This is a genomic window from Zavarzinia sp. (genome assembly GCF_049306435.1).
Classification (GTDB): domain Bacteria; phylum Pseudomonadota; class Alphaproteobacteria; order Zavarziniales; family Zavarziniaceae; genus Zavarzinia.
The window spans coordinates 12,091-32,305 of record NZ_JBAQRT010000295.1 but is presented as its reverse complement, the minus strand read 5'-3'; the positions used below and the strand labels follow the sequence as shown (position 1 = coordinate 32,305).

At 65.7% G+C, this 20,215-nt stretch carries 18 protein-coding genes; 7 read left to right on the top strand and 11 right to left on the bottom strand.

Annotated features, from left to right (window positions below; all coding sequences use genetic code 11):
• Positions 1–4: 4 nt before the first annotated feature.
• The 7 genes from WAZ62_RS16550 to WAZ62_RS16520 form a co-directional block, all read right to left on the bottom strand.
• Entirely contained in the window at positions 5–388 is a 384-nt protein-coding gene (locus tag WAZ62_RS16550; protein ID WP_422644638.1) for a type II toxin-antitoxin system VapC family toxin, read from the bottom strand.
• Complete coding sequence (locus WAZ62_RS16545; RefSeq protein ID WP_422644637.1) at positions 385–642, bottom strand: type II toxin-antitoxin system Phd/YefM family antitoxin; 258 nt, start codon at positions 640–642, stop codon at positions 385–387. The genes WAZ62_RS16550 and WAZ62_RS16545 overlap by 4 nt, the downstream gene beginning before the upstream one ends.
• Before the next feature lie 525 nt (positions 643–1,167).
• Positions 1,168–3,345: a 3-hydroxyacyl-CoA dehydrogenase NAD-binding domain-containing protein gene (locus WAZ62_RS16540; RefSeq protein ID WP_422644636.1), complete on the bottom strand. Its 2,178-nt coding sequence runs from the start codon at positions 3,343–3,345 to the stop codon at positions 1,168–1,170.
• Between the two features lie 17 nt (positions 3,346–3,362).
• Positions 3,363–4,568 carry an acetyl-CoA C-acetyltransferase gene (locus WAZ62_RS16535; RefSeq protein ID WP_422644635.1) on the bottom strand — a complete coding sequence of 402 codons (1,206 nt, stop codon included), beginning with the start codon at positions 4,566–4,568 and terminating at the stop codon, positions 3,363–3,365.
• 145 nt (positions 4,569–4,713) lie between these two features.
• Positions 4,714–5,859 (bottom strand): acyl-CoA dehydrogenase family protein, encoded by a 1,146-nt coding sequence (locus WAZ62_RS16530; RefSeq protein ID WP_422644634.1) that lies wholly within the window; start codon positions 5,857–5,859, stop codon positions 4,714–4,716.
• 139 nt (positions 5,860–5,998) lie between these two features.
• Positions 5,999–7,786, bottom strand: coding sequence for an acyl-CoA dehydrogenase C-terminal domain-containing protein (locus WAZ62_RS16525; protein WP_422644633.1), 1,788 nt, complete (start codon positions 7,784–7,786; stop codon positions 5,999–6,001).
• Between the two features lie 273 nt (positions 7,787–8,059).
• Positions 8,060–8,515: a MerR family transcriptional regulator gene (locus WAZ62_RS16520; RefSeq protein ID WP_422644632.1), complete on the bottom strand. Its 456-nt coding sequence runs from the start codon at positions 8,513–8,515 to the stop codon at positions 8,060–8,062.
• A 202-nt stretch (positions 8,516–8,717) separates the two neighbouring features.
• Here WAZ62_RS16520 and WAZ62_RS16515 point away from each other — a divergent pair, with 202 nt between their 5' ends.
• Positions 8,718–9,062 carry an Mpo1-like protein gene (locus WAZ62_RS16515; protein ID WP_422644631.1) on the top strand — a complete coding sequence of 115 codons (345 nt, stop codon included), beginning with the start codon at positions 8,718–8,720 and terminating at the stop codon, positions 9,060–9,062.
• Between the two features lie 66 nt (positions 9,063–9,128).
• Here the strand turns inward: WAZ62_RS16515 and WAZ62_RS16510 are convergent, their stop codons facing one another.
• Positions 9,129–11,096, bottom strand: coding sequence for an autotransporter domain-containing protein (locus WAZ62_RS16510; RefSeq protein WP_422644630.1), 1,968 nt, complete (start codon positions 11,094–11,096; stop codon positions 9,129–9,131).
• 267 nt (positions 11,097–11,363) lie between these two features.
• On the opposite strand from WAZ62_RS16510, the gene WAZ62_RS16505 reads away from it, so the two are divergent.
• The 3 genes from WAZ62_RS16505 to WAZ62_RS16495 are packed head-to-tail and all read left to right on the top strand — an operon-like array spanning position 11,364 to position 13,841.
• A complete protein-coding gene (locus tag WAZ62_RS16505; protein ID WP_422644629.1) occupies positions 11,364–12,287 on the top strand; it encodes a sulfite exporter TauE/SafE family protein in 924 nt (307 codons plus the stop codon).
• Positions 12,284–13,045 (top strand): TIGR02186 family protein, encoded by a 762-nt coding sequence (locus tag WAZ62_RS16500; RefSeq protein WP_422644628.1) that lies wholly within the window; start codon positions 12,284–12,286, stop codon positions 13,043–13,045. The genes WAZ62_RS16505 and WAZ62_RS16500 overlap by 4 nt, the downstream gene beginning before the upstream one ends.
• Positions 13,046–13,049: 4 nt before the next feature.
• Positions 13,050–13,841: a YdcF family protein gene (locus WAZ62_RS16495; RefSeq protein WP_422644627.1), complete on the top strand. Its 792-nt coding sequence runs from the start codon at positions 13,050–13,052 to the stop codon at positions 13,839–13,841.
• Positions 13,842–13,871: 30 nt separating this feature from the next.
• Here the strand turns inward: WAZ62_RS16495 and WAZ62_RS16490 are convergent, their stop codons facing one another.
• From WAZ62_RS16490 to WAZ62_RS16480, 3 genes are all read right to left on the bottom strand, one after another.
• Complete coding sequence (locus tag WAZ62_RS16490; RefSeq protein ID WP_422644626.1) at positions 13,872–14,915, bottom strand: alpha/beta hydrolase; 1,044 nt, start codon at positions 14,913–14,915, stop codon at positions 13,872–13,874.
• Between the two features lie 41 nt (positions 14,916–14,956).
• Complete coding sequence (locus tag WAZ62_RS16485; protein ID WP_422644625.1) at positions 14,957–15,613, bottom strand: TetR/AcrR family transcriptional regulator; 657 nt, start codon at positions 15,611–15,613, stop codon at positions 14,957–14,959.
• Between the two features lie 168 nt (positions 15,614–15,781).
• Positions 15,782–16,582 (bottom strand): crotonase/enoyl-CoA hydratase family protein, encoded by an 801-nt coding sequence (locus tag WAZ62_RS16480; RefSeq protein WP_422644624.1) that lies wholly within the window; start codon positions 16,580–16,582, stop codon positions 15,782–15,784.
• Positions 16,583–16,738: 156 nt separating this feature from the next.
• On the opposite strand from WAZ62_RS16480, the gene WAZ62_RS16475 reads away from it, so the two are divergent.
• From WAZ62_RS16475 to WAZ62_RS16465, 3 genes are read left to right on the top strand one after another with little or no spacing between them, the layout of a single operon-like run.
• Positions 16,739–19,264 carry a mechanosensitive ion channel family protein gene (locus WAZ62_RS16475; RefSeq protein WP_422644623.1) on the top strand — a complete coding sequence of 842 codons (2,526 nt, stop codon included), beginning with the start codon at positions 16,739–16,741 and terminating at the stop codon, positions 19,262–19,264.
• A complete protein-coding gene (locus tag WAZ62_RS16470) occupies positions 19,257–19,757 on the top strand; it encodes a PaaI family thioesterase (protein ID WP_422644622.1) in 501 nt (166 codons plus the stop codon). The genes WAZ62_RS16475 and WAZ62_RS16470 overlap by 8 nt, the downstream gene beginning before the upstream one ends.
• Positions 19,750–20,214, top strand: coding sequence for a PaaI family thioesterase (locus tag WAZ62_RS16465; protein WP_422644621.1), 465 nt, complete (start codon positions 19,750–19,752; stop codon positions 20,212–20,214). Before WAZ62_RS16470 ends, WAZ62_RS16465 begins: the two co-directional genes overlap by 8 nt.
• Position 20,215 lies beyond the last annotated feature (1 nt).

Below are 20,215 nucleotides of genomic sequence, written 5' to 3'. Positions count from 1 at the left end.
GTTTCTAGAGAACGCCCTCGATATCGGTACGCGAGAAATCATCCCCAACGAAGAGCAGGCGGCAGGACTGCTCCCTTGCCAACTCATAGGCGAAACAGTCGCCAAAGTTGAGCCCGGCTGGATGCACCCCTTTGCCCCAGCGCTCATAGGCTTCGGCAACCCGCAATGCCGAGGCTTTCGTCACGCTGATGACGTCGAAGCCCAGGCCGTCGATCAGCCGAAACATCTCGTCCCCTATATGGCGCCTCCCGGCGACGATCAAAGCCTCGACGACCGTGCCGGCCGAGATCAGGAGGCGATCCTCACTTTCGAGGGCTGAGATGCAGCCCTCCGATTCCGATTCAGCCAGCAACACCGCCATGAGAGCCGACGTATCGACCACGATCATCGCGGCAAACCGTCGTCGCCATAGAGGTCGTCCTGACTACGCGCGGCACTCGCCCCGAGCAGAGCCTTGCCCGCCGCTGCATCACGCGCGGCCTCCATCAACACCCGGCGCGTAGCCCGGTCAGGCACCGCCATCACGGGCACGAGCCGAACGGCGGCGTGGCCGTGACGGGTCAGGACAATATCCTCTCCCGCCTCCGCCCTGCGGACGAGTTCGGTCAATTGCCCTTTGGCTTCAGTCACGGACACACGCATGGGCATTCTTTCCGGCTGCGTATCAACGAATACTCGCTATCCATTATGGACCAATCACTGGTCCATTTCAACAGAGAGCGCCACTTTCGACGAGGTTTCGCGCATCCTGTGCTTTCCGTTGCCCAGCAGTACCTATCAATACCCCGCGTGGTGGGCGAACCAGGCCGGCATGGGGCATACGCAGAGCTCAGCCTGGTAAAGCGCAGGGTGGAAAGCCACGGAACTCGACCTCAAGGGGCCGACGGGTGACATTCCGATATTTCGGCAGCGAAACCGCCGGCCTCGACGAGGGGCCGGAAAAAGCCAGTGGCTACCGTATGAAAGCCTGTTTGCGGAATTCCATGGAATGCCTCGTGACCAGCGAGCGATGGCGTCACTTGTTCTCGGAAAACGAACTGGTTACGGCGAGAAAGAGATTGGCGAAATTGGGCCTGCAGGTGCCCGGGTGACATCCACAACCAAGCCCCCCAAAACGAAAAAGGCCGGCGGGTCGCCCCGCCGGCCTTTCCGTTTCTACCCCCGAGGTTACTCGGCGGCGGCGGCGAGTTTCGCCGTCTGGTAGAAGGTCTCGCCCTTGGCCGCCATGTCGCGGAGGAGCTGGGGCGGGGTGTAGCGCTTGCCGTATTTGGCCGCGAAGGTGTCACACTGTTTGACGAACTCGGCAACGCCGACGCGGTCGATCAGCGACAGCGGGCCGCCGGTCCAGGGCGCGAAGCCCCAGGCCAGGATCGAGCCGACGTCGGAATCGCGGACGTCGGTGGTCACACCTTCCTCGACGCAGCGCGCCGCTTCCACCGCCTGCCGGAACAGGAGACGGGTGCGGATTTCCTTGATCAGCTCGGGCGTGCCTTCGGTGATCTTCACCGGGGCGAGCTCGGCGAGGCCGGACCACAGGTACTTCTTGCCGTCGGCCGGGTATTCGTAGAAGCCCTTGCCGTTCTTGCGGCCATAGCGGCCGAGCTTCACCACCATGGTCTCGACGATGTCGTCGGCCGGGGTGGCTTCATAGGCATCGCCCAGGTCCTTCCGGGTCTGGGTACGCACCTTGTGGCCAAGGTCGAGAGCGACGTCGTCGTTCATCTCGAGCGGGCCGCGCGGCATGCCCGTGGCGCGGCCGACATTGTCGATGATGGCGGGGGCGATGCCTTCCGCCAGCATCTCGATGCCTTCGTTGACATAGGTGCCGAAGCAGCGGCTGGTGTAGAAGCCGCGGCTGTCGTTGACGACGATCGGGGTCTTGCGGATCTTCTTGACGTAATCCATCGCGACCGCGAGGGCGCGCTGGTCCGTCTTCTTGCCCATGATGATCTCGACCAGCATCATCTTGTCGACGGGCGAGAAGAAGTGGATGCCGATGAAGCTCTCCGGCCGGACCGAGGCCTCGGCGAGGCCCGAGATCGGCAAGGTGGAGGTGTTGGAGGCATAGATCGAGGTCGCGGGGATCACGGCCTCGGTCTTCTTCGTCGCTTCCGCCTTCACGTCGCGGTTCTCGAACACCGCCTCGATCACCAGGTCGCAGCCGGCGAGGTCGGCGTGATCGGCGGTCGGCGTGATCAGGGCGAGGTGCTTTTCCTTCTTTTCCGGCGTCGACTTGCCACGGGAAATGGCCTTGTCGAGCAGGTTGGTCGAATAGGCCTTGCCCTTTTCGGCGGCTTCGATGGTCTGGTCGAGCAGCACGCATTCGATGCCGACGGCGGCCGAGACATAGGCGATGCCCGCGCCCATCATGCCGGCGCCGAGAATGCCGAGCTTTTTCACCTCGGTCGCGGGCTGGCCCTGCGGCCGGCGCACGCCCTTGTTCAGCTCCTGCATGGAGATGAACAGGGTACGGATCATGTTACCCGCGGTCGGATCGAGCAGCAGCGAGACGAAGTAACGGGTCTCGATGCGAAGGCCCGCCTCGAAAGGCACCTGCAGGCCCTCGTAGACGCAGGACAGGATCGCCTTGATCGCCGGATAATTGCCGTAGCTTTCCTTGTGCGACATGGCGATGCCGCCCATCATGGTCTGGGCGCCGCCGGGCGAATAGACCGCGCCGCCGGGGACCTTGAACTTCTTGTCGTCCCACGGCTGGGCGTTCAGCGGCGTGCCGAGGAGATATGCCTTGGCCCGGGCCAGCAGCTGATCGGCCGGCACGACCTCGTTGACGATGCCTTCCGCCAGCGCCTTTTTCGGGTCGAGTTCCTTGCCCTGCAGGAGCAGCGGCAGGGCCTTGGCGAGGCCGATGATGCGCGGCAGGCGCTGGGTGCCGCCGGCGCCCGGCAGCAGGCCGACCTTCACTTCCGGAAGGCCCAGCTTGGTCTTCGGATTGTCGGCGGCGATGCGGTAGTGGCAGGCCAGGGTGATTTCCAGACCACCGCCCAGCGCGGTGCCGTTGATCGCGGCGACGAAGGGCTTGCCGGCCGTTTCGTAACGCCGGAAGATCTTCTGCAGCGCGCCCGAATTCTCGGTCAGGGCCTTGGCGTCCTTGGGGCCGAAGGCGGTCTTCACCAGCATGTCGAGATCGGCGCCGGCCAGGAAGGCATCCTTGGCCGAGGTGATGATCACGCCCTTGACGGCGGGATCGTTGATCGCCTTCTCGGTCGCCTCGGCGAAGTCCTTGATCGAGGACTCGTTCAGCACGTTCATCGAACGGCCGGCCATGTCCCAGGTGATGGTGGCGATGCCGTCGGCGTCGACGTTGTAATTGATGTTGTTGCTCATGGCTTCAATCCCGACGATCAGACGCGCTCGATGATGGTGGCGATGCCCATGCCGGCACCGACGCAAAGGGTGATCAGGGCGGTGTTGAGATCGCGGCGCTCCAGCTCGTCGAGCACGGTGCCGAGGATCATGCCGCCGGTCGCGCCGAGGGGGTGGCCCATGGCGATGGCGCCGCCGTTCACGTTCATCTTGTCGTGCGGAACATCCAGCGCCTGCATGAAGCGCAGCACGACGGCGGCGAAGGCTTCGTTCAGCTCGTAGAGATCGATATCGGTCGGCTTCATGCCGGCGCGCTTCAGGGCACGTTCGGCGGCGGCCGAAGGACCGGTCAGCATGATCGAGGGTTCGGAGCCGATCGAGGTGAAGCTGCGGATCTTGGCGCGCGGGCGGATGCCGGCATCGGCGGCGGCTTCCCTGGTGCCGACCAGAACGGCGGAAGCGCCATCGACGATACCCGAGGAGTTACCGGCGTGATGAACGTGGTTCACCTTCTCGACTTCCGGGTAACGCAGCTGGACGACGCCGTCGAAAGCCATCTCGCCGAACATGGCGAAGGACGGCTGCAGCGAGGCGAGCGACTGCATGGTCGCGTCCGGGCGCATGTGCTCGTCATGGTCGAGGATGGTCAGGCCGTTGATGTCCTTCACCGGCACGACCGAATTCTTGAAATAGCCGTTCTTCCAGGCGTGCGCGGCGCGCTTCTGGCTTTCGATGGCATAGCCATCGACGTCATCGCGCGAGAAGCCGTATTTCGTCGCGATCAGGTCGGCCGAAATGCCCTGCGGCGCGAAATAGGACTTGAAGGCGATCTGCGGATCCATCGGCCAGGCGCCGCCCGAGGTGCCCATGGGCACGCGGCTCATGGATTCGACGCCGCCACCGATCGACATCGGGCTCTGGCCCGACATGACCTGCGCCGCCGCCATGTTGGTGGCTTCGAGGCCGGAGGCGCAGAAGCGGTTGACCTGCACGCCGGCGGTGGTTTCCGCGTAATCGGCGTTGAGGACGGCGATGCGGGCGATGTCCGCGCCCTGCTCGCCCACCGGCTCGACGCAGCCGAGCACCACGTCCTCGACCATCGAGGTATCGAGGTTGTTACGGTCGCGCACCGCCTTCAGGACGGTGGTGGCGAGGTGCAGGGCGGTCACCTCGTGCAGCGAGCCGTCCTTCTTGCCCTTGCCGCGCGGCGTGCGCACCGCGTCGAGGATATATGCGTCGGCCATTGTGTCTCTCCTCAATTGAGTTTCTGCTGTCTCTGTTGTTTGCTCGTCATCCCGGCGAAGGCCGGGATCTTCCGCGGGTGGAGGTCCCCTTGTCGAGAGGTCCCGGCCTTCGCCGGGACGACGCGGCAATGTTTGCGGCAGCCGGTCACAGCATCCGGCTGATCAGTTCCTTCATGATTTCGTTGGTGCCGCCGTAGATCTTCTGGATGCGGCCGTTCACGAACATCTGCGCGATCGGATATTCCATCATGTAACCATAGCCGCCATGCAGCTGCAGGCACTCGTCGACGATCTTGCACTGCAACTCCGAGCACCACCACTTGGCCATGGCGGCGGTCTGGACATCGAGTTTTTCCTCGACCAGCAGTTCGATGCAATGGTCGACGAAGACGCGGGCGATGCGAGCTTCGGTCGCCGCCTCGGCCAGCTTGAAGCGGGTGTTCTGGAAGCTGAACACCGGCTTGCCGAACGCCTGGCGTTCCTTGGTGTATTTGATCGTCAGCTCGATCGCCTTTTCCACCGTCTTGATCGCGGTGACAGCGATCTGCAGACGCTCGGCCGGCAGTTGCTGCATCAGCTGGATGAAGCCCTGGCCTTCCTCGCTGCCGAGAAGATTGGTCATCGGCACGCGGACTTCATCGAAGAACAGCTCCGACGTGTCCTGCGCCGCCATGCCCACCTTGTCGAGGTTGCGGCCGCGGCGGAAGCCTTCGGCCTCGTCGGTCTCGACGATGACCAGCGAGGTGCCATGGGCACCCTTGCTCGGATCGGTCTTGGCGACGACGATGATCAGATTGGCCAGCTGGCCATTGGTGATGAAGGTCTTCTGGCCGTTGACGACATAGTGGTTGCCGTCCTTCTTGGCGGTCGTCCGCACGCCCTGCAGGTCGGAGCCGGCGCCCGGCTCGGTCATGGCGATGGCGCCGATCAGCTCGCCGGTGGCGAGGCGCGGCAGCCAGCGCTGGCGCTGCTCCTCGGTGCCATAGGTGTAGATATAGGGGGCGACGATGTCGGAATGGAGCGAGAAGCCGGGGCCCGAGGTGCCCGCTTCGATCTGGGCTTCCATCAGCATGGCGGAAGCGCGGAAATTGAGGCCCGAACCGCCGTATTCCGGCGGCATGGTGGCGCAGAGGAGACCGGCTTCACCCGCCTTTTCCCATGCTTCCCTGTCGATGACGCCCTGTTCGGCCCAGCGTGCGTTGTGGGGTACGCATTCGCGCTCGAAGAACTTCAGCGCGTTGTCATACACCATCCGGTCTTCTTCACTGAGCTTCAGTGCACGTTCGAACATGACGTCTCTCTCCTCTGCCAGGTTGTTTTCATTTCGTTGAAGCCGGGCATTCCGCCCGGCTCCCCGTTCCCTTGTTCCTGTCGGGGAAGACGGCGCTGGCCACACCGCCTCCCCCTCCTCTCCTCCGCTTGAGCGGTGATCAGAAGTTGGCCGCGTCGAGGGCCATGATCGTGTCGGCGCCGGTCGACAGCTTCGCCAGCAGCGAGGCGGTGTCGGGCACGATGCGGGCGATGAAGAAACGCCCGACGATCAACTTGTTGTCGTGGAATTCGGTCGCCGTGCCGGCGGCCTTGGCCTCGATCGCCACCTTGGCCATCAGCGACCACATGTAGGCGAGGACCTGGATGCCGAAGAGATGCATGTAGTCGACCGAGCCCGCGCCGGCATTATCCGGGTTGGCGAGCGCGTTCTGCATGAACCACATGGCGCCGTCGCGCAGGTCGTTGGTGGCCGCGCGCAGACCGTCGACGAAGGGCTTCAGCTCGGCGCTGCCTTCGTTGTCGGCGAGGAACTTCTCGACTTCGCCGATATAGGCCATCAGGCCGCGGCCGCCGTTCTGGCCGAGCTTGCGGCCGACGAGGTCGAGCGCCTGCACGCCGTTGGCGCCTTCGTAGATCTGGGTGATGCGGGCGTCGCGAACGAACTGCTCCATCCCCCATTCCTTGATGTAGCCATGGCCGCCGAAGACCTGCTGGGCATTGACCGCGGACTCGAAGCCCTTGTCGGTCAGGTAACCCTTCACGACCGGCGTCACCAGGGCGACGATGTCGTCATTGGCTTCGCGCACCGAAGCATCGGGATCGCGGTGGGCGAGATCGATCTTCAGGCCGGTCCACAGGTAGAAGGCGCGGGCGCCCTCGACGAAGGCACGGATCGACAGCAGCATCCGGCGCACGTCCGGGTGGACAATGATCGGATCGGCCGGCTTCTCGGGGAACTTGGTGCCCGAGATCGAGCGCATCTGCAGGCGCTCCTTGGCATAGGCCGCCGCGTTCTGATAGGCCACTTCGGCCTGGGACAGGCCCTGCACGCCGACGCCGAGACGGGCCGCGTTCATCATGGTGAACATGGCGCGCAGACCCTTGTGGGCCTCGCCGATCAGGAAGCCGGTCGCGCCGTCGTAATTCATCACGCAGGTCGCGTTGGCGCAGATGCCCATCTTGTGTTCGATGTTGCCGGCCTTCACGCCATTGCGCGCGCCGAGCGAGCCGTCGGCATTGACCATGAACTTCGGCACGATGAAGAGCGAGATGCCCTTCACGCCTTCCGGCCCGCCGGGGATCTTGGCGAGGACGAGATGGATGATGTTGTCCGACAGATCCTGCTCGCCGGCCGAGATGAAGATCTTGGTGCCGGTGATCTTGTAGGAACCGTCACCTTGCGGCTCGGCGCGGGTGCGCAGCAGGCCGAGGTCCGTGCCGCAATGCGGCTCGGTCAGGTTCATGGTGCCGGTCCATTCGCCGGTCACCAGCTTCGGCAGATAGGTCTGGCGCTGCTCGTCGGTGCCCCAGACATGGATCGCCTCATAGGCGCCGTGGGACAGGCCCGGATACATGCCGAAAGCCATGTTGGACGAAGAGACGAACTCATTCAGCGCGAAGCCGAGGACATAGGGCATCCCCTGACCGCCATAGGCGGGGTCGGAGGTGATACCGGGCCAGCCACCGTCGACGAAGGTCTTGTAGGCTTCCTTGAAGCCCTTGGGCGTCGTGACCACGCCGCCCTCGATCTTGCAGCCTTCCTGGTCGCCGGACAGGTTCAGCGGCGCGAGGACGCGCTCGCACAGCTTGGCGCCCTCTTCCAGGATGGCGTCCACGACGTCCTTGGGGGCGTCGGCGAAGCCCGGGAGGTTGGAATATTTCTCGATGTTGAGCACGTCGTGCAGGACGAAGCGGATGTCGTCGACGGGCGCCTTATAGGTGGGCATGGGTCTCTCCTCGGACTGCCAGGGTCCGGCGACAGCGGGCGGCGGCCGAGAAGGCCTGCCGCCGACAGCGGGTCGTCGGGCTGCCATCGCCATAACGGGAAGACGATGACACTTCAAGAGGCTTTGCAGACATTTTTGTCAGTATTTTGGGCGAGGCGTCGCGGAACGCCGCCAGGTTGGCGGAATGGCCGATCGAGCGGCCACCCGAAGGCTGTCGGCGCGACGGGCGAAGCCGTCGGGCGCCAGGGTATCGCGGCCGGAAACCGGCCATGGTCAGGCCGCCCCGGCCCGGCGGCGGCGCGGCACCGGCAGCGGCAGATGGGGATCGATGCCGCGCTCGAGCAACTGGCTTTCAAGATGGGTACAGGCGGTCTTCAGCTCGGCGATGGTCTGGTCGATGTCCTGGCGCTGCCGCTCCAGGCTGACCATCTTGCCGCGCGCCGTTTCCAGCGTGCGGCGGATCTGTTCGGTCTGACCGTCGCCGAGGTCGTAAAGGTCAAGGATTTCGCGCAGCTCGGCGAGCGAGAAGCCGACCCGCTTGCCGCGCAGGATCAGCAGCAGGCGCACCCAGTCGCGCTGGGAATAGATCCGGGTCTGGCCGTCCCGGCGGGGGTGCAACAATCCCCGGTCCTCGTAGAAGCGGATGGCGCGGGGCGTGATGCTGAATTCTTCTGACAGCTGGGTGATCGAATAGGTCTTCGATCCCGCGGGTTCAGCCCCTGCCTTCATTCGATCGTCTCCTCCGAACGTGGGCGCATTCATAGGTGACGTTGACGTTAACGTCAACTGGTAATTTGTCAGCTGCGCAAGATTATGCTGCGGCGCACTGCGGAAACGAGCGGGAATTGCGGTTACCGGCAAATGCTTGAAACATGGCGGAAGTGGGCCGCACACTGTCGAATATGCCATGCAAAAAACGAAGGAGAGAGAAATGGCCAGCAACCGGCCGGCGCGGATCGAAACCTACGGTGATTTCTTTCCCTACTATCTGCAGGAACACGCAAGGCCGGCGACCCGGACGATGCACTACATCGGCACCGGCCTGACCTTCGGTTTCCTGGCCGGGGCCCTGGTCTCGGGCAATTTCTGGTGGCTGCTGGGGATGCCGCTGGCGGGCTATTTCTTCGCCTGGGTCGCGCATTTCGGCATCGAGAAGAACCGCCCGGCGACCTTCACCTATCCCGTCTGGTCGCTGATTTCGGATTACCGGATGTTCTTTCTGTGGCTGACCGGCCGCCTGCCCCGCCACCTGCGCGCGGCCGGCGTGACCGACTGAACCGGACATGAACAAGGGGCGCGCCCGGAAGCGCGCCCCTTGCCGGGATGCCCTCGATATTGGGGATCAGAAGGTCAGGCCAAGGCCCGCGGTGATCCCGGTCTGGGCGCCGTCGTCATGACCGATGCGGGTGCCAAGCTCGACATAGGTCCCGACCCCCTCGCCAAGGCCGAGCGAGGCGCCAAGGCGCGCGCGGCCATAGGATTCGTCCGCTTCGGCGAATTTCACCACGTGGGCGGCACCATCGCCGGCCGTGTGGACCACGACATCCCCTGGACGGCCATCGGCCAGTTCCTGGACATAGACGAGCGAGCCGTAAGGCGACAACGCGAGGTCACCGAAGGCGATGGTGCCACGCAGACGGACACCCGCCGTCGCCTCCGCGGAATCGAAGCTCTGCGCCTCGAAGCCGAGGGCGGTGCGCAGGCTCTGATCTTCCGAATAACCACCGACGCGGTAATGGGCATAGTCGATGCCGGCGACCGGGCCGAGGGCGAAGCCGCCGAGGTCGAAATCATGCCCGCCCTGCAGGCAGGCGCCATAAGTCACGGCATCGGTATCATAGGTGAAACGCTGATCGAGCAGGGTCGCCCCGAGGCCCGAGGTCATGTGAAAGGCCCGGGTGCCCGACAGGTCGCCATAACCCGCCGACAGAGCCGCCAGAACCCAGGGAGACACGCCCGAGCCGTAAAGCGCGCTGACGCCGCCGGTCACGGAAGTGGACGACAGGCTGCCGCCCGCCGCCACGTCGTCGCGATTGCGCGCGACCTGCAGATCGGCGGCCAGATTGAACAGCGGCCCGACCTGATAGTCGCCATGGACGAAAGCGCGGCCGGAATTGGCCTTGTCGAGGTCCAGACTGTCGTCGAAGCCACCCGACGGCATGATCGTGCCTTCGACCCCGACCGACAGGGTGAAGGCGCCGACATCGCGCGGATGATCGAGGATCGACAGGGCCAGCCGATCGACGGAAGCGTCGAAGGCATCGCCGTAGCGGACGACATGATCCGCCGTCAGATAGGCCGTCGTCCCGCCCGAAGCCGCGGAGGCGAGGAGATCGGCGCCGGTCAGCTCGACCAACAGCCGGGTCAGCAGCAGCGAATAGGCTTCCAGCCGGTCGGGAATGCGGTCCTCGCCAAAGGCGGCGGTCAGCACCTCCCAATTGTCGAGGGCGGGATTGTGCCAGGTCGCGCCGCCCGGGATCGCCGGATTGGTGGTCTGCTCGTAACCATCGAGATCACCGATGTCCCAATTGGTCGCCTCGAGCCAGAGGATCGGAATATCCAGATCCTCGAACACGCCGGCATCGGAGCAGCAGCCGGTGTCGATCGGATAGTCGGGATTGAGGCCCGGGTTGCTGCGCAGGTCGATGCCCATCTCGTCCGCGATCGCGTGGATGCGGGTCCAGTAGGATTTCAGCGCCGGATCGGCCAGGTAATTGGTGCCGGCATGGGCATACATGAAATCGCCGGTGATCAGACTGTCGAGGTTGATCATGCCCTTCAGGCTGGCCAGCTGCTCGGGCGTCAGGGAATCCCGGTAAGCCTGGGAGCCTTCGAGCCCCGTTTCCTCGGCGCCAAAGGCATTGAAGACGAGACCCGTCTCCAGCGACAGACCGGACATATGGGCGGCAAGCTCGGTCAGGACCGAAGCGCCCGAGCCATTGTCGTCCACCCCCTGAAGCGCGGGGCCGGTATAGCCCGCGCGCTGGGGCGCCGAATCGAAATGCGCCCCGACCAGGATGAAATCGCTGCTCGTGCCCGCGATGCTGGTGATCACATTCTGCGAGGTCAGGCCGCGCCGCGTGGTGAAGAGCTGGCGGCTGACGCTCAGGCCCGCCGCCTCGAAACGCCCGGCCATCCAGTCGGACGCCCCCTCGAAAGCGGCGGTTCCCGTGTGACGGCCGGCATAGGTCGTCGTCAGGGTCCGCAGCGTGGTCAGGGAAAAATCGCCGAACTCCTCGGCCTGAACAGCCGGCACGGCGATGAAGGGCAGGAGCGCGGCCGCGAGGCCGAGCTTGAGTGACTTGCGCATGGACACCCCCAGATAACCCCGGCATTCCCGACCGCGGAAACCCCTCTCCGGGCCGAGCCAAGCCGATCGTGAACAAAACCAAGGCAACAAGCTACGCCTGCCCAAGAGGCAGGCAATTCATTGGATTGCGTCTTGCGATCGATTCCAAGCGCTAATTTTCAATCCAGGGGCGGATGCCGGGCCAGTCTTGCCGATGACGCTGGTCACCGGCTCGCCACCTGCTCATAATCCGCAAGACCGAGATGCTCACACGGCCCGAGTCCAGGAATGCAGATCTACCTGCCCATCGCCGAGTTGTCGGTCGACGTCTTCTTGCTCCTCGGTCTCGGTGGCGCGGTCGGCTTCCTTTCGGGTCTGTTCGGCGTCGGCGGCGGTTTCCTGATCACGCCGCTGCTGATCTTCATCGGCGTGCCGGCACCGGTCGCCGTCGGCACCGGCGCGCAGCAGGTGGTCGCCACGTCGGTCTCGGGCGTGATCGCCCATTGGCGACGCGGCACGGTCGACGTGCCCATGGGCATCGTGCTCACCCTTGGCGGCCTTGTCGGCTCCGGCCTCGGCTCCTGGGCCTTCGCCGCCTTGCGCAAGGCCGGCACGGTCGATGTCGTCGTCGCCATCTTCTATGTGATCTTCCTCGGCACCATCGGCAGCCTGATGTTCGTCGAGAGCGCGAGCGCGCTGTGGAAGCAGCGACGCGGCACCGCGCGGCGCCGCAAGCTGCACCAGCACAGCTGGCTTCACGGGTTGCCCTTCAAGCTGCGCTTCCGCAAGTCGCGCCTTTACATCAGTGCTCTGGTCCCCCTCAGCGTCGGCTTCTTCATCGGCATCCTGTCGGCCATCATGGGCGTCGGCGGCGGCTTCATCCTGGTGCCGGCGATGATTTACATCCTCGGCATGTCGACCCAGGTCGTCATCGGCACATCGCTGTTCCAGGTGATCTTCGTGACCTCCTCGGTCACCTTCCTGCAGGCCTGGGCCAACCAGTCGGTCGACATCCTGCTGGCGATGATCCTTCTGGTCGGCTCGGTCGTCGGCGCCCAGTTCGGCACGCGGGTCTCCGTCCGCCTGAAGGGCGAGCAACTGCGCGTGCTGCTCAGTCTTCTCGTGCTCGCGGTCGGCATCCGCCTGTCCGTCGACCTGCTGGCGCGCCCGGCGGAGCTGTTTTCCCTCAGCCTGATCGGGCTGCGGCCATGACGCGGCGCGCCCTCCTCCTGCTCTGCGCCCTGGCGCTGGCTTCCGTTACGGCCCGGGCCGACAGTCTGATGACCGATCTGTCGCAGCGCCTGATCGCCATCACCTCCAGCTTCACCGGCTCCTCCATCCTGGTCTTCGGCGCCGTGGTGCCGGACGGGCCGGGCAAGCGCGATGTCGTCGTCGTGCTGCGGGGGCCGGACCAGTCGATCCGGGTCCGGAAGAAGGAGCGGGTCTTCGGCATCTGGGTGAACAACGAGGCCCAGGCGTTCGAAGGCGTGCCCGCTTTCTACGCCGTCGCCTCGACCCGGCCGCTGCCCGAGATCGGCGCGATCGGCCACCTGCAGCGCCACCAGATCGGCATCGCGGACCTGAAGCTGCGCGAACGCGGTGGCAATGGCGCCGAGGAAGATCGGCCCGAGACGCCGGATTTCCGCGAAGCGCTGCTGCGCCTGAAGCAGCGCCAGGGCCTTTATGTCGGCGGGCTGACGCCGGTCACCTTCGTCGGCCCCAACCTGTTCCGGGCGGAGTTCCAGTTCCCCTCCAATGTACCCGTCGGCAGCTACAAGGCTGAAATCTACCTGTTCAGCGACGGCGACCTCGTGGGCGCCAATTCCTCGGCCCTCTTCGTCGACAAGACCGGGCTGGAGCGCTGGATCTACAAGGCGGCGATGAACTATCCCGCCCTTTATGGTCTCGTCGCCATCGCCATCGCGGTCGGCATCGGCTGGGCCGCCGCCATCATCTTCCGCAAGGCCTGATCCCATGTTCTTCATCGCCGCCAAGATCTTCTGGCTGCTCGCCGCGCCGCTCAACCTCGCCTGTCTGCTGGCGCTCCTGGCCCTCGCCTTTCGCCTGCTGCGCTGGCGCCGGCTGGCCGGCGCGTCGCTCTGGACCGGGGCCGTCGTGCTCCTGATCGCCGCCGCGACACCGGCCGGCCCCTATGCCGCCTTCGCCCTCGAGACGCGGTTTCCGCCCCGGCCCGAGCTGCCGGCGGAGATCGGCGGCATCATCGTGCTGGGCGGCTCCCTCGATACCGACCGCTCGGTGGCCTGGAACATGCCGATCGTCAGCGACGATCCCGATCGCATCACGGCCCTCGTCAGCCTCGCCCATCGCTACCCTCGGGCGCCGATCATTTTCGCTGGTGGCTATGGCGGCCTTGGCACGGTCGAGAAGACCGAAGCCCCCTTCGTCGCCGAATTGCTGACCGGCATGGGGTTCGATACCGCCCGCATCCGTTTCGACCCCAATTCGCGCAATACCCGCGAAAACGAGATCGAGGCGCGAAAGCTGGCCGGTGCCGACCATGGACAAAAACCCTGGGTGCTGGTGACCGGGGCCATGCACATGCCGCGCGCCGTCGGCATCTTCCGCCTCGGCGGCTGGACGGTCCTGCCCTGGCCGGTCGATCCCGTCACCTACGGAACCGACAGCCCCTGGCAACCGCTGAACTTCGGCCAGACCCTGGTGCAATCCACCCGCGCCCTGCGCGAGTGGATCGGCCTCGTCACCTATTACGCCGCCGGCTATACCGCCAGCCTTCTGCCGGAATAGGCAGGGAGGGTACGACCCCTCCCTGCCCCGTTACGCGGCGAGGCCCTTGCGGATCTCGGCGCAGATGTCCCGCAGGGCCCTGTCCGCCGCCTCGACGACGCCGGGCATCGAGATGAAGCCATGGGTCAGGCTGTCGCAGGACAGCAGCGTCACCGGAACGCCCGCCGCCTTCAGCGCCTCGGCATATTCCCGGCCCTCGTCCTGCAGCGGATCGAAGCCGGCGACGATCACCGTCGCCGGTGACAGGCCGGACTTGTCCTGCCACAGGAGAGGCGAGACCCGGGGATCGGTCCGATCCACCCACTCGGGCAGGAATTTCGCCATGAACCAGTGCATGAGGTCGCGGGTCAGCAGGAGCCCTTCGCCATAGGTCTGATGCGACGGCCGCTCGCGCGAGACGTCGACCACCGGATAGATCAGCACCTGATGGCGCGGCAGCGGCAGGCCGAACCATTTGGCCTGCTGGCACACGACAGCCGACAGATGACCACCGGCACTGTCGCCGGCAACCCCGATCCGCGCCGGGTCGGCCCCGAAATCGCCGGGATTCGCCGAAATATGGCGCCAGGCCGCGACGCAATCGTCGATCGCCGCCGGATAGACATGCTCGGGCCCCAGCCGGTATTCGACCGACAGCACCTGGCAGCGCGCGACCTCGGCGATATAGCGGCAGGTCAGGTCGTAGGACGGGATGTCGCCGATGACGAAGCCGCCGCCATGAAAGAAGACCAGCATGGGCGCGGGCCCGGCCGGCAGACCTTCGGGAACATAGAGGCGCATCGGGACATCGCCGCCCGGCCCCGGTGCCCGCCGCTCCTCGACCCGCGACATCTGGCGCTTGCGGCCACCGAAACTATAGGTCATGTCGCGATACATCTGCCGCCCGGCCTCGAGCGGCAGTTTGTCGATGGTCGGCCGCTTGGCCGCGAGGGCCAGCAGGAACTGGACCTGAGGATCCAGCGTCTTGCCCTCGACCTGACGGGGTTTGCCCCCGGCCATCAGCACCAGCCAGCGGCGCGGCAGATGCACCAGCAAGGTGACCAGCCATTTCTCGATGATACGACGGATACCCACGTCCCGGCTCCCCTCTTGATGTTCTGAACGATCGCGGCGCGTCAGCCGCGTTTCACGGTCGCGGCGGCGCCGCCAACCAGAAGATCGGTGGCGAAGCGCGCCGCATGTTCGACGTCGCCGCCATTGGTCTCGATCAGGCGGGCGGCCAGATTGACCGCCATGCCATGCACGGTCAGGGTCAGGAGATCGACGTCGGTGCCGACCGGCAACAGACCACGCTCGACCGCGTCCGCGATATCCTCGCGCAATTCGTCCCGCCCTTCGGCCAGTTCGGGGCTCTCGAACACGGTCGCGATCGCCGCGACATTGCGCCGGATCAGATCGTAGGTCGGCCTGTCCTCCACCACATAGCGGAAATAGGTGGTGAAGGCGCCGTGACAGAAGCCTTCGAAACTCTGGGCGGAGCGGCGGTCGGCGCGCAGACGCAGGCGCACGCGCCGGGCGCTGTCCTCGACCACGGCGCGGAACACCGCCTCCTTGGTCGGAAAATAATTATAGAACGTGCCCGAGGCGAGCGAGGTGCGGCGGATGATGTCGCGCACCGTCGTGCCCTCGTAGCCGAGTTCGGCGAAGACTTCCCGCGCCGCCGCCAGGATCTGCGAGCGGTTCAGCGCCTTGGTCGCGGCCCGCTTGCCGGCCAGCAGCGCATCCTCGCCCTCGTCGCCCGGATCGTCCTCGGCCAGATCGAGTTCCCTCATCGCCCCCCCGGCGCCACGCCTGTTCAACACAATGCCCCCTGGCCCGTTTGCCGGGCGCCGTTGTTCGAAAAATGATACCGAAGCCATTGGCGCCCGCGTGATCGCACCAAACGGCCCGGCATCATGTTCCCGAAAATGACGCCGCCGTCAAACGGTTACGCATCCGCTTCAGTGGCCGGTGAAGCGTGGCGGCCGCTTCTCGACAAAGGACAGAACCCCTTCACGGGCATCGGCGCTGGCCGCGAGACCCTTCTGGATCACGCCAAATTCGGCGATCGCCGCATCCTGGCCCCTTGTCGCATAGGTCAGCGCGCTCGACCTTGTCGCCCGGACGGCCAGCGGTGCCTTGTCGGTGATTTCGGCGGCGATCGCCTGCGCCCGGTCCAGCACCTCGGCCGGGGCCACGATTTCCTGCACGAAGCCGATACGGCGGGCCTCCTCGGCATCGAATTCGCCGCCCGTCAGCAGCCAGCGCATGGCATTGCCCCAGCCCGCCCGCTCGACGAAGCGAAAGGTGGCGCCGCCCGTCGCCATGATGCCACGCTTCGGCTCGATCTGGGCGAAACGGCAATCGCTGCCGGCGACGACGATATCGGCCGCCAGCATCAGCTCGATCCCGGCGGTGAAGCAGATGCCCTTGACAGCGGCGATCACCGGCTTGGTGCGAGGCCGGCCGCGCAGGGCGAAGGCATCGACCTTGTCCGGGGCATGAGGCAGGTCGCTGCCCTCGGCCATGGCGGCGGCGAAGCGTGGCAGGTCGATGCCGCCGGTGAAATGGTCGCCATGGGCATGGAGAATGCCGACCAGCAACGCCCCGTCATCCTCGAGCAGCGTATAGGCGTCGTTCAGGGCGACGAACATCTCGGGGGTCAGACCGTTGCGCTTTTCGGGCCGGTCAAGACCGATCAGCAGCACGGCGCCCCGCCGCTCGACACTGATCCGTCCGCTTTGAGCCATGTTTTCGCCCATGTTTCCTCTCCCTTTTCGCCTTGTCGTTCTCGATGCTCATGCGGCTCCTCCCGATAGCGCATTCGCATGGACGGCGAAACGCGCAAAATCAGCCATCGCTTGTCGCCTCGCCATCGCCTCGCTAGTGTCGCGCCGAAGTCCCGCCGAAAGTCGTCCATGTCCCGTCCGACGTCCCGCGCCCTCCTCCTCGTCCTTGCCCTTCTGGCCGCCCTTGGCGCCCTGACGCCGCTTCGGGCCCAGGACAGCGCGGACAAGCCCATCGCCGGCGCCCCGATCCCCACCGACGGGCGCCAGGTCACCACCCAGATCGCCACCTGGACCAGCCAGCTCGACGCCATCGAGAAGCAGATCGGCGCCGGCACCCTCGCGGAAGAGGATCTGCCGGAGCTTCGCCGCGAGATCGACGCGACCTTGAGCGCGGCGCGGGCCCTTGCCGACCTCGCCAACGCCGCCCTCGCCGACAAGCGCCAGCTGCTCGACGCCCTCGGCCCGCCGCCGGCCGACGATTCGACCAAGGAAGCGCCGGAGGTGGCCCGCCAGCGGGCGAGCCTGAACAGCGATATCGCCGATCTCGACGGCAGGGCCAAGCGCGCGCAAGTGATCGCGACCAGGGCGGAATCCATGCTGGGCATCGTCGTCGAGACGTCGCGTCAGCAGCTCGCCGCCCGCATCCTCGGCCGTGAGACCTCGCCCTTCGCGATCGACCTGTGGCGGGAAGGCCTGCCGCAGACGATCGAGGCCCTGAGCGCCCTCGCCGACACGCCCCGGCAGTGGTGGGAAAGCGACGGCACGCCCGACAAGGTGGCGGCCGCCTGGCCGACCGTGTTGCTCGTCATCGCCTTCGCCACCGTCATGGGCTGGCCGATCCGGCGCTGGTTGCTGCGCAGGGGCGGACCGCGCATGGATATCCCGGCGCCGCCCTATGGCCGCAGGGTTCTGGCGGCATGTGCCGCGGGGCTTGCCTCCTGCGCCATTCCGGTGCTTGCCATCGCGTCCATCTACGGCTCGCTGGAGGCTCACGGCCTGCTGTTCGGCGGGATCGAGGAACTGGCGCGGGGCCTCGCCGTCGGCCTGTCGCTCTATTTCGTCATCGCCGGCTTTTCCCATGTCGCCCTGCAGCCGCATCTGCCGCAATGGCGTGTCGCCCGCCTGTCCGAGGACAGCGCCGACACGCTGGATGCCCGGCTGAAGTTCCTCGCGGTCATTCTGGGCCTCAACAGTTTCATCTGGATCGGCTTTCGCCTCGACGGCTCGGGCGATGCCTTCCGCACCATCGTCAATGTCTTCATGAACGCGACCCTCGCCTTTGGCCTGTGGCCCATGCTGGGCGACCGCGCCTGGCGCCGCAGCGAGGCGGCGGTCTCGCTCGAGGCGACGGGCGGCGAGGCTGTCGATCCCCGCAAATACGCGACGGCGCGGCGCCTGCTGCGTCTCTTCGTCCTGGCGATCCCGCTGACGGCGGCCGCCGGCTATTACAATTTGTCGGATTATATCGCCCGCAACATCATCCTGGCCGGCCTGCTGTTCGGCATGTTCTCTGCCCTGTCGACCATCGTAGGCGAGCTCGCGGCCGCCATGTTGAACGCCCCTGACGGCTCGCTGCGCAAGGTCCGGACCGCCCTCGGCTTTTCCGACGAAGCGGGCGGCATGGCCCATTTCTGGATCACGGGCTTCTTCAATGTCGTGTTGGCCGGCGTGCTGTTCACCCTGTTCCTGCCGAGCGCGGGCGTGCCCTGGGATGATATCGCCGCCTTCTTCGAGACCGGTATCTCGGGCGTCCACATCGGCAATTTCACCATATCCTTCACCGACATCCTGCTCGGCATCGTCATCTTCGTGGTCGCCCTGCGGCTGACCCGGATGGTCCAGCGCCTTCTGGAGCGCCGCCTGCTGCCGCAGACCCGGCTCGACACCGGGGTGCAGAATTCGATCAAGTCGGCGGCGGGCTATGTCGGCACCACCATCGGCATCGTCATCGCGATCTCGGTCGCCGGCATCGACTTCTCGAACATCGCGATCATCGCCGGCGCCCTGTCGGTCGGCATCGGTTTCGGCCTGCAGAATATCGTCAACAATTTCATCTCCGGCCTCATCGTCCTCGTCGAGCGGCCGGTGAAGGTGGGCGACTGGGTGATCATCGGCGGCAATGAAGGCATCGTGAAGCGCATCAACGTGCGCGCCACCGAAATCGAGACGTTCAAGCGCGCGACCGTGATCGTGCCCAACGGCGAACTGATCTCGCAGTCCCTGGTCAATTACACGCTGCACAACAAGATGGGCCGGGTCGATATCCCGGTCGGCGTCGCCTATGGCACCGATCCCGGCCAGGTCGAAAAGGTCCTGTTCGAGGTCGCGGCCAACCACAAGGCCGTGCTTTCCTTCCCCAAGCCCCGGGTGCTGTTCCAGAATTTCGGCGCCAGCACGCTCGATTTCGAACTGCGCTGCTTCGTCGCCAATGTCGAGGAAAGCCTTGTCGTGCGTACCGAGCTGATGTTCGCTGTCGAGCGGATTTTCCGCGAGCGCGAAATCGAGATCCCCTTCCCGCAGTCTGACATCAACATCCGGGACCGCGACATCGAGAAACTGGCCGCCCTGCTCGACCGCGTGTTCGCGCGGAATGCGGCGGAAGGCAACAGGACCGCGGCCCCGACGGGCCAGAATCAGGACAGGCGTGATGAGTGACGACGGCGAGAAGCCCAAGCTGATCGGCGAGTTGATCGGCGACAACCGGCAGATGCTGCTGGCGGCGATCCCCTTCGCCGTCGCGACCGGCATGAGCGTGTCCGACGTCGGACCGGCGCGGGCCACCCTCACCCTGCCCTGGCGGGAGGATCTGGTGGGCGATCCGCGCAGCGGCGTGCTTCACGGCGGCATGATCACGGCCCTGATCGACAATGCCTGCGGCACGGCGGTGATCTGTTCGCTGAGCAAGATGACCAGCATCGCCACCCTCGACCTGCGCATCGATTACCTGCGCCCGGCGACCCCGGGGGAGACGGTGATCGTCGACGCCGAAGTCTATCGCTCGACCCGCAGCATCGCCTTCGTCCGTGCCCTCGCCCATCACGGCGACAAGGACAAGGCGGTCGCCCACGCGGTCGCGACCTTCATGCTGGGCGCCAACAAGGCCCCGATCAACCGCACCATCGCCCGGGAGGTCGAGCAGAATGCCTGACACCGCATCCCTGCCCCTGCTCGATCCCCTGAACAACGAAACCCTGGACCGGCTGATGCGGGCGATCCCCTTCGCCCGCCTGCTCGGCGTCGGCGCGACCACGGGCGACGACGGCAAGATCATCGCCCGGATGCCCTATGCCGATCACCTGATCGGCAATCCGCGCCTGCCCGCGCTGCATGGCGGCACCATCGGCGCCTTTCTCGAAATGACCGCGATCGCCCAGTTGCTGGCCGACATGAGCGGCCCCGGCCTGCCCAAGACGATCGACATCACCATCGATTACCTGCGCTCGGGCCGGCCGCGCGATACGTTCGCCCGCGCCGTCGTCGCCAAGCACGGCAGGCGCGTCGCCAATGTCCGCGTGGAAGCCTGGCAGGACGATCCGACCCGGCCGATCGCCACCGCCCATGGCCATTTCATGCTGCCCGAGGCCCCCGAAACAGAAGAAGCCTGAA

What these genes read in the sequence shown, in the direction of transcription:
- WAZ62_RS16550 (WP_422644638.1), bottom strand. Translation starts at nt 388, where the DNA reads ATGATCGTGGTCGATACGTCGGCTCTCATGGCGGTGTTGCTGGCTGAA.
- WAZ62_RS16545 (WP_422644637.1), bottom strand. Translation starts at nt 642, where the DNA reads ATGCGTGTGTCCGTGACTGAAGCCAAAGGGCAATTGACCGAACTCGTC.
- WAZ62_RS16540 (WP_422644636.1), bottom strand. Translation starts at nt 3,345, where the DNA reads ATGAGCAACAACATCAATTACAACGTCGACGCCGACGGCATCGCCACC.
- WAZ62_RS16535 (WP_422644635.1), bottom strand. Translation starts at nt 4,568, where the DNA reads ATGGCCGACGCATATATCCTCGACGCGGTGCGCACGCCGCGCGGCAAG.
- WAZ62_RS16530 (WP_422644634.1), bottom strand. Translation starts at nt 5,859, where the DNA reads ATGTTCGAACGTGCACTGAAGCTCAGTGAAGAAGACCGGATGGTGTAT.
- WAZ62_RS16525 (WP_422644633.1), bottom strand. Translation starts at nt 7,786, where the DNA reads ATGCCCACCTATAAGGCGCCCGTCGACGACATCCGCTTCGTCCTGCAC.
- WAZ62_RS16520 (WP_422644632.1), bottom strand. Translation starts at nt 8,515, where the DNA reads ATGAAGGCAGGGGCTGAACCCGCGGGATCGAAGACCTATTCGATCACC.
- WAZ62_RS16515 (WP_422644631.1), top strand. Translation starts at nt 8,718, where the DNA reads ATGGCCAGCAACCGGCCGGCGCGGATCGAAACCTACGGTGATTTCTTT.
- WAZ62_RS16510 (WP_422644630.1), bottom strand. Translation starts at nt 11,096, where the DNA reads ATGCGCAAGTCACTCAAGCTCGGCCTCGCGGCCGCGCTCCTGCCCTTC.
- WAZ62_RS16505 (WP_422644629.1), top strand. Translation starts at nt 11,364, where the DNA reads ATGCAGATCTACCTGCCCATCGCCGAGTTGTCGGTCGACGTCTTCTTG.
- WAZ62_RS16500 (WP_422644628.1), top strand. Translation starts at nt 12,284, where the DNA reads ATGACGCGGCGCGCCCTCCTCCTGCTCTGCGCCCTGGCGCTGGCTTCC.
- WAZ62_RS16495 (WP_422644627.1), top strand. Translation starts at nt 13,050, where the DNA reads ATGTTCTTCATCGCCGCCAAGATCTTCTGGCTGCTCGCCGCGCCGCTC.
- WAZ62_RS16485 (WP_422644625.1), bottom strand. Translation starts at nt 15,613, where the DNA reads ATGAGGGAACTCGATCTGGCCGAGGACGATCCGGGCGACGAGGGCGAG.
- WAZ62_RS16480 (WP_422644624.1), bottom strand. Translation starts at nt 16,582, where the DNA reads ATGGGCGAAAACATGGCTCAAAGCGGACGGATCAGTGTCGAGCGGCGG.
- WAZ62_RS16475 (WP_422644623.1), top strand. Translation starts at nt 16,739, where the DNA reads ATGTCCCGTCCGACGTCCCGCGCCCTCCTCCTCGTCCTTGCCCTTCTG.
- WAZ62_RS16470 (WP_422644622.1), top strand. Translation starts at nt 19,257, where the DNA reads ATGAGTGACGACGGCGAGAAGCCCAAGCTGATCGGCGAGTTGATCGGC.
- WAZ62_RS16465 (WP_422644621.1), top strand. Translation starts at nt 19,750, where the DNA reads ATGCCTGACACCGCATCCCTGCCCCTGCTCGATCCCCTGAACAACGAA.